Origin of the sequence: Intrasporangium sp. (genome assembly GCF_051961875.1) — a bacterium.
In the GTDB taxonomy this organism is placed as follows: Bacteria; Actinomycetota; Actinomycetes; order Actinomycetales; family Dermatophilaceae; genus Intrasporangium_A.
In genome coordinates this window covers 1-11,692 of record NZ_JBQCCV010000149.1, presented here as the reverse complement: position 1 = coordinate 11,692, position 11,692 = coordinate 1, and the positions used below count along the sequence as shown (strand labels likewise).

Annotated in this window: 10 protein-coding genes and 1 tRNA gene; 3 read left to right on the top strand and 8 right to left on the bottom strand. The window is 71.4% G+C overall.

The features are described 5' to 3' along the window. Positions 1 to 90: 90 nt before the first annotated feature. Positions 91 to 1,608: an acyl-CoA synthetase gene (locus tag ACTHJJ_RS09065; protein WP_440302619.1), complete on the bottom strand. Its 1,518-nt coding sequence runs from the start codon at positions 1,606 to 1,608 to the stop codon at positions 91 to 93. 152 nt (positions 1,609 to 1,760) lie between these two features. Here ACTHJJ_RS09065 and ACTHJJ_RS09060 point away from each other — a divergent pair, with 152 nt between their 5' ends. Further along, positions 1,761 to 3,650, top strand: a complete 1,890-nt coding sequence (locus ACTHJJ_RS09060; RefSeq protein WP_440302618.1) for a Type 1 glutamine amidotransferase-like domain-containing protein — start codon at positions 1,761 to 1,763, stop codon at positions 3,648 to 3,650. A 4-nt stretch (positions 3,651 to 3,654) separates the two neighbouring features. Here the strand turns inward: ACTHJJ_RS09060 and ACTHJJ_RS09055 are convergent, their stop codons facing one another. From ACTHJJ_RS09055 to ACTHJJ_RS09035, 5 genes are all read right to left on the bottom strand, one after another. After that, positions 3,655 to 5,175, bottom strand: coding sequence for an amidase (locus ACTHJJ_RS09055; RefSeq protein ID WP_440302617.1), 1,521 nt, complete (start codon positions 5,173 to 5,175; stop codon positions 3,655 to 3,657). A gap of 197 nt (positions 5,176 to 5,372) precedes the next feature. Next, entirely contained in the window at positions 5,373 to 5,774 is a 402-nt protein-coding gene (locus ACTHJJ_RS09050; RefSeq protein WP_440302616.1) for a hypothetical protein, read from the bottom strand. A 94-nt stretch (positions 5,775 to 5,868) separates the two neighbouring features. Then, positions 5,869 to 6,357 carry a DUF1990 domain-containing protein gene (locus ACTHJJ_RS09045; protein ID WP_440302615.1) on the bottom strand — a complete coding sequence of 163 codons (489 nt, stop codon included), beginning with the start codon at positions 6,355 to 6,357 and terminating at the stop codon, positions 5,869 to 5,871. Beyond that, positions 6,357 to 6,917 (bottom strand): hypothetical protein, encoded by a 561-nt coding sequence (locus ACTHJJ_RS09040; RefSeq protein ID WP_440302614.1) that lies wholly within the window; start codon positions 6,915 to 6,917, stop codon positions 6,357 to 6,359. The genes ACTHJJ_RS09045 and ACTHJJ_RS09040 overlap by 1 nt, the downstream gene beginning before the upstream one ends. 106 nt (positions 6,918 to 7,023) lie before the next feature. Continuing rightward, entirely contained in the window at positions 7,024 to 7,698 is a 675-nt protein-coding gene (locus ACTHJJ_RS09035; RefSeq protein WP_440302613.1) for a hypothetical protein, read from the bottom strand. Between the two features lie 151 nt (positions 7,699 to 7,849). On the opposite strand from ACTHJJ_RS09035, the gene ACTHJJ_RS09030 reads away from it, so the two are divergent. Both ACTHJJ_RS09030 and ACTHJJ_RS09025 read left to right on the top strand, forming a co-directional pair. Then, positions 7,850 to 8,992, top strand: a complete 1,143-nt coding sequence (locus ACTHJJ_RS09030) for a sensor histidine kinase (RefSeq protein WP_440302612.1) — start codon at positions 7,850 to 7,852, stop codon at positions 8,990 to 8,992. A 7-nt stretch (positions 8,993 to 8,999) separates the two neighbouring features. Continuing rightward, complete coding sequence (locus tag ACTHJJ_RS09025) at positions 9,000 to 9,671, top strand: response regulator (protein ID WP_440302611.1); 672 nt, start codon at positions 9,000 to 9,002, stop codon at positions 9,669 to 9,671. Between the two features lie 174 nt (positions 9,672 to 9,845). Here ACTHJJ_RS09025 and ACTHJJ_RS09020 read toward each other — a convergent pair. Beyond that, a tRNA-Thr gene (locus ACTHJJ_RS09020) sits at positions 9,846 to 9,922 on the bottom strand. A gap of 142 nt (positions 9,923 to 10,064) precedes the next feature. Further along, positions 10,065 to 11,692, bottom strand: a 1,628-nt coding sequence (locus ACTHJJ_RS09015; RefSeq protein WP_440302610.1) for an alpha/beta hydrolase, incomplete at its 5' end; no start/stop codon positions are given.

Sequence of the window (11,692 nt, the reverse complement as noted above, 5' to 3'; positions counted from 1 at the left end):
CGGCTGGAGCGGCTGGCTGACAGCCCCCGAGTAGAGGTTTGCCGCTGGGCGGGCTACCGTGGTAAGCCGGCCCAGCGGCATACCTCGTCTTCAGGCGCCCCGCAGCTCGCGCTTGAGGATCTTGCCGGAGGCGTTGCGCGGCAGCTCGTCGACGAACGTGATGCGCTTCGGGATCTTGAAGCCCGCCAAGGTGTTGCGGGCATGGGCGGCCAGCTCGTCCTCGGTGACGTCGGCCTTGCGCACCACGAACGCCGCCACCGCCTCGATCCACTTCTCGTCCGGCACCCCGATGACCGCGACCTCGGCGACGGCGGGATGCGTGTAGAGGGCGTCCTCGATCTCCCGGGAGGCGACCATCACGCCGCCGGTGTTGATGACGTCCTTGATCCGGTCGACGACGAAGACGTAGCCCTCCTCGTCCATCCGGACGAGGTCCCCGGAGTGGAACCAGCCGCCGGCGAAGGCCTCCTCGGTCGCCTCCGGGTTGTTCCAGTAGCCGTCGCAGAGCTGGGGCGACCGGTAGACGATCTCGCCGGTCTCGCCGACGGGCACGTCGTTGCCCTCGCCGTCGACGACCCGAGCCTCGACGAAGAGGCAGGGGCGCCCTGCCGAGTCGGGGCGGTCGGCGTGCTCCTCCGGCCGCAGGATCGTCGCGAGCGGGGCGATCTCCGACTGGCCGAAGCAGTTGTAGAACCCGAGGCCGGGCATCTTCGACTCGAGCCGCTTGATGATCGGTACCGGCATGATCGAGGCGCCGTAGTAGGCCTTGCGCAGGCCGGACAGGTCGCGGGTCTCGAAGTCCGGGTGGTTGGTCAGGGCGACCCAGAGGGTCGGTGCCGCAAAGAAGGCCCGGTGGCCGTCCTGCTCCACCCGGCGCAGGATCTCTCCGGCGTCGGGCACCTCGAGGAGGGTGTTCGTCGCGCCGATGGCCAGCCACGGCATGAGGAAGACGTGCATCTGCGCCGAGTGGTAGAGCGGCATGACGTGCAGGGGCGCGTCCTCCGGCGTGAGGTCGAGGCCGACCAGGCACGAGACGTACTCGTGCACGAGGGCCCGGTGGCTCATCATCGCCGCCTTGGGCCGGGAGGTGGTGCCGGAGGTGTAGAGGAACTGGCAGAGGTCGGTGTCCGTGACGTCGACCTCGATGCCCGCGACGACACCCACGGTCGCGATCTCGATGATCGACCCAGCCTTGTCGCGCAGGGGGATCCGGTGCTCGAGCTGGTCGAGCACCTCGGCATCGACGCCCCCGAGGGGCGCCTCGAGGGCGGGGTCGACGAGGATCGCCCGCGCGCCGGACTGCTGGAGCAGGTAGCCGAGCTCGGCGCCGGTCAGGTTGTAGTTGAGCGGGACGTGGACCAGCCCCGCTCGGGCGCAGGCGAGGAAGCCGATGAGGTAGGCGTCCGAGTTCTTGCCGTAGGCGGCGACCCGGTCCCCCTTGGCGAGGCCGAGACCCAGCAACCGGCTCGCCGCGCGCGACACGGCGTCGTCGAGAGCGGCATACGTCCACTCGCGCTCTCCGAAGACCAGGGCCACCCGGTCGCGGAAGGTGTGGGCGCTGCGGCGGATGATCCCGTCGACGGTGCTGCTGCGCAGGGCGTGGCTCATCGGCACTCCTCGGGCTCGGCCCCACAGGGCGAGGCGTCTGGTTCGCGTTGCTCCGACACTAGACCGTGCCAGCGGTGGTCCACCGGGACCCCGGGCACGGGTGCACTCTGTTTCGCCGGGCGGAGGGCGACCCGAGCGGCTAGCGTGCCCGCATGACACACCATCGCCGAGGTGTTTACTCCCTCACCCTGCTCAGCACCGGGGTCGCCGTCGCGCTCTGCGCCGCGGTCGCGGTGCCGGCCGCGAGCGCCGAGCCCGGCGCTGCATTCGCGAGCGCCACGTCCGGCGCCGCATCCACGCCGCCCACGCTGACCATCCCGATCGGGGGCGGTTACGAGACCGAGTCGCTCCAGGCCTTCGCCCGCGCAGCCGCCGAGCGCGCGACGGGCCCGACCGTGCGGCTCGTCGTCGTGCCCTCGTCCTACGGCAACAGCGACGAGGAGCGCGCGGAGAACCTCCAGCTCGCGCAGAACCGGACCGACCAGATCGGCAGGATCTGCGACGGAGTCGTCACCGCACCCAAGACCGGTTGCAACGCGACCCTCGCCGTCCTGCTCAACCGGGCCGACGCCCTCGATCCGGCCAACTCGACCGCGATCGGCAGCGCCGACGGCATCTACATCCTCGGGGGCGACCAGGGCATCGCGATGGAGGTGCTTGCGGACACCCCGGCGGAGGCGGCCCTCGCCGCCGCGGCCACCCGCGGTGCGGTCGTCGCCGGCACGAGCGCGGGTGCGGCCGTCCAGTCGCGGTCGATGATCAACGGCTACGACGGCGACCTCGGCCCATGGGACGGCTTCCGCCGTGGCAGCACCCTCATGTGGTGGGGCGACGACACCGACGCCGAGCGCGGCCTGTCGTTCGGCTCGACACGGGCGATCTTCGATCAACACTTCTTCCAGCGGGGCCGGTTCGCCCGGCTCGTCTCGACGATCGCGAGCAGCGACGAGCGCTTCGGCGGCGAGAGCCGCCTCGGGGTGGGCGTCGACTACGGGACGGGAATCCGCAACACCGGCGACCGCACACTGAGCGGCGTCTTCGGCCCGAGCGCTGTCGCAGTCGTCGACTTCGAGACGCTGGGAGCCACGCACCAGTGGGTCGGCAAAACCGAGCTGCTCTCGGCCCGACGCGTCCTGACGCACCTGCTCACACCCGGCGGGGCGGCATACGACATGGCGACGCGGCGCCTCAGCGTCGACGGCACGCCAGTGCCCACCCCCAAGGTGAAGCCGTGGACCATCGCAGGGGGCCCCTCCGCCGGCGGCACCCTCTACCTCGGTGGAGACGTCAGCGGCGATTTCAGCGCCGGCGTCGTGCCGGACTTCGTGCGCACGGCCACCCGGGCCGTCGGCACCCGGGGCGCAACTGCCCGCATCGTCGTGCTGTCGGTGGGCCAAGGCGATGTCGCAACGGCGCGGCGGTATGCCGCTGGGCTGGGAACGGCGGGCTGGCGTGGGTCCGTGGACGTCGTGGCCTACCGCGGCGAGGGCTGGGACGGCCTCGACCTGTCGCGGGCCGCGGGAGTCGTCCTCGTCGCGCAGAACCCCACCACCTTGGCCCCCGCACTGGCGGACCGGGTCTTCCGTCAGCGGGTCTCGGCTGCGGTGTCGCACGCGCCTGCCGTGCTGGCCGACCGGCACATGGCTGCCGCTCTCGGCACGTGGTGGTCCCCGAAGGCCGATCCGACCGGACGGAACTACGAGGACGAGGCGATTGCCTACTTCCGGGCCAATGACGCACAGTGGCAGCGCGGCCTCGGGCTCGTCGACCTCAGTCTCGTACCGACGCTGACCTACGACTACCGCTGGGGTCGGCTCTATGACCTCGGCCGGGTCGCTCCGTCGCAGCTCGCGGTCGGGCTGGGCGAGGACACCGCCCTCGTGCTGGGGCCGGGTCGCACTGAGGTCATCGGCACCGGGTCGGTCGTCGTGCTCGATGCACGCGCGGCGACCTACAGCGTGGCGCCAAGCGGTGCCCTGGGTGCCCAGAACGTCGTGCTCGACGTCTTCGCCCCGGGAGAGCAGGTCCGCTCGGCCCGCTGAGCCGTCAGGAGTCGAGGATCGCGGGACGTCGCCGCTCGGGCCACCGGGTGGCGGCGTCCCACGTGGCGGCGAGGCGCAGGACGGCGGTGTCCGCGTGGTTCGGGCCGATCACCTGCAGGCCGATCGGCAGCCCCGACGGGCCGAACCCGGCGGGCATCGCGAGCGTCGGGGCGCCGAGCAGCGTGCCGACCGTCGAGACCTCCATCCACCGGTGGTAGGACGACATCTGCCGGCCGGCGACCTCGTCGGGCCAGGTGATGTCGATCCCGAAGGGCATGACCTGCGCGGTCGGGAGCAGCGCGAAGTCGGCCGCCTCGAACAGTCCGAGGAACCCGCGGTAGAGGTCGGAGCGGCGGACCGAGGCGGCGAACATCTGGGCGGCCGTGATGGGATCCGCGCCGTCGAGGCCGTGGAGCATCCCCTCGATCTCGTAGATGGCCTCCGGCTTGAGCATCGCCCGGGTCCGGGGGTCGTCGTAGAGCCCCATGTTGGAGCCGCCGCTGAGGACATGGCGGTAGGTGCGCCAGAGCTCCCAGAGGTCGGCGGTGCCGGTGAAGCTGCCGTGGGCGGGCAGGTCGTCGAGGACGGTGACGTCGAAACCGAGGTCCTTCAGCTGCCCGACCGCGGCGTCGCAGACCTCGAGGACCTCCGGCTCGATCGGCAGGTAGCCGCCGAGGTCGCGGAACCACACGATCCGGCCCCCCGTGAGGGGCTCGCTGAGGGCGGCGTGGTCGACGCCTGGGGCCGGGATCGACAGGGGCGCGCGGGCGTCATACCCGGCCATCGTGTCGAGCAGCAGCGCGAGGTCGAGCGGCGTCCGCGCGATCGGGCCGTCGACGCTGCCCTGGTTGACGAAGACGTCGCCGCCGCCGGTCGGGACGCGACCGAAGGAGGGGCGCAGGCCGTAGACGTTCGTCCAGCCCGGCGGGTTGCGCAGCGACCCCATGAAGTCACTGCCGTCGGCCACCGGCACCATGCGCAGGGCCACGGCGACGGCGGCACCGCCGCTGCTGCCGCCGGCCGTGCGGCCGAGGTCGTAGGGGTTGCGGGTCGTGCCGTGGACCGGGTTGTAGGTGTGCGAGCCCAGGCCGAGCTCGGGGGTGTTCGTCTTGCCGATGATGATCGCGCCGGCGGCCCGGATCCGCTCGACGAAGATGGTGTCGGACTCGGCCGGAGGCACCGACTCGAGCGGCCGGTGGAAGCCCTTGGTCGTCGGCAGGCCGCGGACGTCGGAGAGGTCCTTGACCGCGTGCGGGAAGCCGTGCATCCAGCCCTGCCGCTCGCCGCGCGCCAGCATGGCGTCCTTCTCGGCCGCCTCCGCGAGCAGCTCCTCGCGGGGCCGCATGGCGACGATGGCGTTGACCTGCGGGTTGACCCTGTCGATGTGGTCGAGGTACGCCGTCATGACCTCGACACAGGTGACGAGGCGCGAGCCGATCGCCGACGACAGCTCCGCCGCGGTCCAGTCGACGATGCGGCGCAGGTCGTCGGGTCGCGCGACACTCGGCAGGTCAACACTCGTCATGTCATCTCCTCAGGTGCGGGGGTGCTCCTCCCTGCAGGGTGTCACCTCGGCTGGACGCCGAGCACGGGCAGACCACTCCAACTCGGGGGCGCCTGCTTCGTCACACCTTTCCCGCCCTGGGTCCCGGGAGGGTTCGCGGTTCACTCCGGCTGGCGGGGGCCCAGGATCCGGCGAACCAGGCGACGGATCCGTCCTACCTATGCACGACGGCCGTCCCTGTGGCCGTCCCTCTGGCCATCGCAGTGGCCGTCGCTGGTGAGCAGCGCCATGTTGGATGGGAGCTCCCTCAGGTCGATCCGCTCGCGGGGGTCCACGCCGTGCTCGATCATCCTCCGCACCTGGTGCCCCACCGCGGCTCGGGCTCGGTCCCCCGGCTCGTACACCGTCCCGGACGCGTGCTCGTTCGGGCCCACCGGCTCACCCGCCCGGCGCCGGCGCTCGATGTCGTCCCGGATGGAGGCCATCAGCGCGCTGAACTCGGTCTCGTTGTCGAAGACCCCGACGACGACGTGCCGACGTTCGTGCCGCTCGGGGTCATAGCGGTAGTGCCGCACGACGAAGCGCCTGATGCTGTCGTCCTCCACGTCGACGTGGCCCATGTCCAGAGGTTAGGACGCAAATGTCCTTCCGGACCCCTCAATGTGCGGGCCTCCTCCGCGCGCCCGGCGAGCCAGGGTGCCCTACGGGTGCGGGCTAGAGGCGGTCGAGGGCGTGGAGGTATCGGCTCGTCAGGTGGCGCTGGACGACCCGGCCGAGAGGTCCGCTGGCTCTGGCGAGCCGAGTGGCTGGCTTGGACAGCGCGGTGATGGTGAAGTGGACGCGCCTGTCACCATCCCGCTCGAGGAGGAACCGCTCGCTGCCGGACTCCGGGTGCCCGGGGAGCGTTCCGTAGGTGAAACCCCTGCGCGTGGGCTCGTCGATGACCTCGAGGACGCTGCACGGGGCCGTCACGGCAAGGGAACCGATGCCGAGCCGCAGCCGGACGTCGGACCCGGTGATGACCGGTATGTCGGAGGCCCGGACGTCGAGACCGGCTGCCTCGTGGGCTCGCAAGGAGAGCAGTTCGTGCGCCAGCTGCTCGAAGTCCGTCCGCTTCAGTAGGAGGGACACGTGGAGGCGGTGGTAGCCCGTAGGCGTCCGGCCGTCGTCGATCTCAGCACGGAGGTCGACCGCTGTGCCCATCACCGCCCGCCGTCGAGGCAGGAGACAACGCGCTCAGCGGCCCGCTTCCCCGCAGCAAGCGTCTCCCCGGTCCACGTGACGTTGTCCCACGAGACGGAGGGGACGCCGCCGATCTCGGACCTGCCCAGCGGAATCATCTTCCGGTCGTCGGGGTCGCCCGTGACGCCGTTCGTCAGCGCGACATTGCGATCGCCTTCCCCGGTCGTCGTGCCATCGTCGCGTTCATACTCGCGGTCGAGGGCCAGGACGTACCAGTCACCGGTCTCCGTGGTGGCGGCGCGCACGAGGGCCGAGGCCTTGATCGGGCCGGGGTGGCTCGCGATCGCGACACCGGCCCAGTCGAGGACTGCCTCAGACGGCTTCTCACACGACAGGCCCGTGGTGGACTCGGCCTCGGCCTGGAGCACAGAAGGGGTCGTTGCCGCCCCACCGGCCGCAGGCGCGCCTTGGGGAACTGTCGAGGGCCCGCTCTTGACGCCGCTCGGGGACCCGGAGGTGCATCCGCACGTCGTCGCGACCATGAGAGCGACGGCCAACGCCGTCCTGGGGTGACCCGCCATGACCCAGACCCTAGGGAGAAAAGACCGCGTGAGCGACACGCGCGACCAACCCGGCGTGCCGCGGCGCGTGGGCTATCGATCACGAGGCCGGCCCAGCGACATACCGTCACGTGGTGGCCCGGGCTACGTCGGTGGCTGTGGGCGAAGAATGATCCCACTGCGCATCGTCCAGTCTGAGCACGTGAAGCGCCGCCAGGGCCAGGCCGGCGCCGACGAGGACCCACAGGACGATGTCACGGGCGGTCCCACTGAGAGGTGCGAACTCGCTGAGAAACCCTGCGGTGACGAGCACCGGCGTGGCCAGCGGCGCCCGCCCAGCGCGTCGCAGTGCGAACGCGAGGAGAACGACGCCGAGCCCGCCGAGCATGAGCAGGGGCATCGCGACGGGGAAGACCTGGCCGGACATCCGGTCGAGCACCGGCAGGAGCTCCGTGCGGTAACCGTCCTGCGGCACCGCCAGGAGAACGAGGAACAGGGTGGCCATCATGGCGTGCCCGATGGCGCCGAGCAGGGCGAGTCCGCCACCGACGTTCGCGAGAAGTGCACCGCGGGCCCGCACAAGGTGCACGACGCCGGCCACTGCAACGATCCACAGCAGTACTCCGGGGGTGCCGATGGCGGCGGACACGGCGATCTGGCCGGCCTGGGTCGATGCGGCGTCATAGACGTCGGCAGGTTGCTCGCCGATCTCCGGCTGGGCGACGGCTGCCGCGAGCATCGACACCGGCCACAGCACAAGACAGGCCGCGGTCGCGGTGCGGCGAAGCCGTGAGGTGTTCATGAGCATCTCCTTCGGTTGTGGATGCAAAGACGCTAGGGAGCCGCCCGCGCCGAGTCGTCTGCATCGGCGCCCGATGCCGTGGCCCAAAGCGGGACACGGGATCTGCCTCAAGACAGACGCGCGGCTGACATGGTCCACCTATCGTTGGTGCATGCGGCTCACCGCCTTCTCCGTGGACGCCGGGCCGCCGGGGCTCGACCGGGTGGTCGACGTCGCGTTGGCCGCCGCACTGGTCGTCGTTGCTCAGGTCCTCGCGTGGGGTGGTTCGTTTCGTGGCCCGATCTGGCCGAACGCCCTCTTCTGCCTCGCGATGACGGTCCCGCTGGCGTGGCGCCGCAGGGTGCCGGTATTGGTGCTCGCCCTCGTCGTCACCGTGATCGGAGCCCAGGCCCTCATTTTCGGCGCCACCGAGACGGCCGCGGTGCTGCTCCCCCTACTCGTCGCGGTGTACTCGGCTGCCGCGTATGGCGGGCCGGCGTACGTCGTGGCGTGCATCGCGCTGCTCGGTGTCGTGGTCCACGACCTGTGCGACCCCTTGGTCGACTCTCTGTCACAGGCGTGGTTCTCGCCGGTGGTCACCTTCTCCGTGTTCGCCGTCGGCCGGGTGGTCCACGCGAGACGTCGGCAGGCCGAAGAGGCGGCGGACCTGGTACGCGTCGCCGAGCAGGACCGGGAACGCGCCATCGCTGCGGCCGTGGCGGCCGAGCAACCCCGGCTCGGCCGCGAAGTGCATGACGTCGTGGCCCACAGCATCGCGGTCATGGCCCTTCACGCCGGGGCGACGGAGCAGCTGCTGGATCGGTCTCCCGATCGTGCCCGTGAGGGGTTGCGCCTGATCCAACGAACGGGCCACGACGCCGTCCGAGAGATGCGACGACTGCTGTCGGCGGAGCAGAGCCCCACCCGCGACCCCCTGCCCTCGATCCGCACCACCCCGGAGCTGGTCGAGGGAGTTCGCGAGGCCGGGCTCGACGCCGAGCTCGTGGTCCTGGGCCCACCGCGGGACCTGACCCCGGTATGTGACCTGACCCTGTACCGGGTCGTCCAGGAGGGGCTGACCAACGCGCTCAAGCACGCGCCCACCGCGCGGACGGTGGTGACGGTTCGCTACCAGGAGGACGCCGTGGTGGTCGAGGTCGTCAGCCAAGGCCCACCCGGGCACGGCCGCGGCGGCGGCTCTCGCCGTGGCCTGCGCGGGATCGCCGAACGGGTCGAAGCCGCCGGCGGCCACCTCGACGCCGGGCCCGACGGAAGCACCGGCTGGCGGCTCGTCGCGGTGGTGCCCGACCCATGAGCCACCCATGAGCCCGATCCGCGTCCTTGTCGCCGACGACCAGCCCGTCGTCCGGAGCGGACTGGCGACGATTCTCGAGGGCGCTGCCGACCTCCTGCTCGTCGGGGAAGCGGGGACCGGTCGCCACGCGCTCCGGCTCGCCGCGGAGACGAGCCCGGACGTCGTGTTGATGGACATCCGGATGCCTGAGCTCGACGGCATCGCAGCGACGCGGGCCCTCGTCGACTCCGGCTCGCCGACCCGCGTCCTGGTGCTGACGACCTACGACCCGGACGAGTACGTCTACGAGGCTCTCGTGGCCGGGGCCTCGGGCTTCCTGCTCAAGACCGACAGTCCCCAGCGCCTGCTCGACGGCATCAGGGCGGTCCATGCCGGCGAGTCGCTCTTCACACCGACAGTGACGCGGCGCCTCGTCGAGAGGTACGTCGAGGCGCCGCCTGCGCGCCCTCCCGCCGACATCCTGCCCCAGCTCACCGAGCGCGAGGTCGATGTGCTCCTGGCTGTCGCCGACGGCCTGTCCAACGCCGAGATCGCAGCCCGGCTCTACATCGGGGAAGGCACGGTCAAGACGCATGTCGCCCGGATCCTGGCCAAGCACGGGCTCCGCGACCGGGTCCAGGCCGTGGTGCTGGCATACGAAAGCGGGCTCGTGCGAGCCTCCCGAGGCATTGGGCAGTAGACCCTACCTGTACCGAGCACGGACGTTGGTGACAGGCGAGCCTGCTGGTCGTGAGGAGGACCCCCGGGTGAGGTGGAGCTGTCTGACGGCATCACACCCACCCCGGTCATCCACAACCCGGTCCTGCCGGCGCTGAGCAGCAGAAACGCCCCCGACCGGAGTCGAGGGCGCTGGTGGAGCCGCCTGTCGGAATCGAACCGACGACCTATTCATTACGAGTGAATCGCTCTGGCCGACTGAGCTAAGGCGGCGTGACCGGCCAGGGCGACGAGCGTCCGGCGGCACGGTGGATGAGTATACGCAGAGGTCACCGAGACGAGGAAATCGGAGACGGTGCCCACAACACCTGGCAGCAACACCACTTCTCGCGGCGGGACCCGTGCCCGCCGTACGTCAGCTGGCCGGGCACCTCGTGTCGTTGGTAGGGGCCACGCCCCCGACCAGGTAGCCCTCCACCGCCTTGTCGGCGCAGGCGTTGCCCGATCCGTAGGCACCGTGCCCGTAGGCGTCGACGCGGACGAGCCGCGACCGGATCAGCGTGGACGCGAGGTACTCGGTCCCACCGATCGAGGTGACCGGGTCGTGCTCGTTGCCGATGACGACGATCGGGGTGGCCAGCTCGGCGCCGACGAGCAGGTTCTGCCGGTGCGGTCCCGGCCAGCCGGCGCAGGGATCGCCCGGGCCCGGGGAGAGTCGGGCCAGCAGGGGGAACTCCCGGAGCACCTGGGCGCTCGGCTCCATCGACGACCACGTCGACGGCGGCCAGTCGGCACAGGTCACCGGCAGGTGGTTCTTGCCGAAGCTCGCCCCCGGATAGGTGCCGTCTTCCTCGCGACCGACGTCCGCCATCGCGATCCACGCGAGGTCGGACCCGTCGCCCTGTCGCGCGTGCTCGAGCCCCTCCACCAGGTAGGGCCAGGCGTTCGTGTCCTCGAGCCCCGCCCGGACCGCCTCGACGCCCCACCCCTCGGTCAGCCGCGGCAGCGTCTCGACGCCCGTGGGCAGCGGGCGACGCGCGAGCCCGTCGAGCACCTGCACGATCGTCGCCGACACGGCCGGGCCGTCCGAGCCGAGCGAGCACTGGGTGCCACAGGCATCGGCGAAGTCCGCCACCGCGGCGTCGAGGTCGCGGCCCCGCTCCCGGGCCTCCGCGTCGAACTCCGCCTGGGTCAGGTCCGGGGTGTCGAGCCCGTCCGACCCGACCCCCGAGTCGAGCACCATGTAGCCGACGCGAGAGGTGAAGAAGTCGGCATACATCGCACCGATCATCGTCCCGTAGCTGACCCCCACATAGTTGAGCCGCTCGTCCCCGACCGCCTCCCGCAGGATGTCGAGGTCGCGGGCGACGCTCTCGGTGCCCATGTGGAGCGCGAGCGGTCCGCCCCGCGCGACGCAGCCTCGCAACCGCGCGCGATCGGCCTCCTCCAGCGCGCGGCGCTCAGCCTGCGTGGCTGGGGTGGGGTCAGCGGCATACAGCGCGTCGAGGTCGCCGTCGGTGAGGCAGTCGAAACCGCCCGACTCACCGATCCCCCGTGGGTCGAAGCCGACGATGTCCCACACCGCCCGCACGTCCTCGCCGAAGTAGCGGTGCGCCTCGCGGGCGAAGTCGGTCCCCGACCCTCCTGGGCCGCCCGGGTTGATGAAGAGCGTGCCCTTGCGCTTCGGGGGCAGCCCGGCCGGCACCCGGTAGAGGCTGATCGGCACGGTCGCGCCGGCGGGCTCGTCGTAGTCGAGCGGCACTCGGACGGTCCCGCAGTCGCCCCAGCCGCGGGCGCACTTCGCCCATTTCACCCGCTCGCCGTAGTAGGCCGCGAGGTCGGCCGGGTTGGGCTTGACCGGCTGGGTGAACGCGATGCCGGATGGGGACAGGGCAGCCGTATGCCGCTCAGCGGGCTTCGCGTCCACCGTTCCTCCCGGCGCGGCCGGCTGCCCGGTGGTGCTGCCCGTCGCCAGCGCGATCATGACGGCGAGCACGGCGACGGCGGTCGCGGGGGTGCCGAGGCGCCTCAGCACGCCTTGCC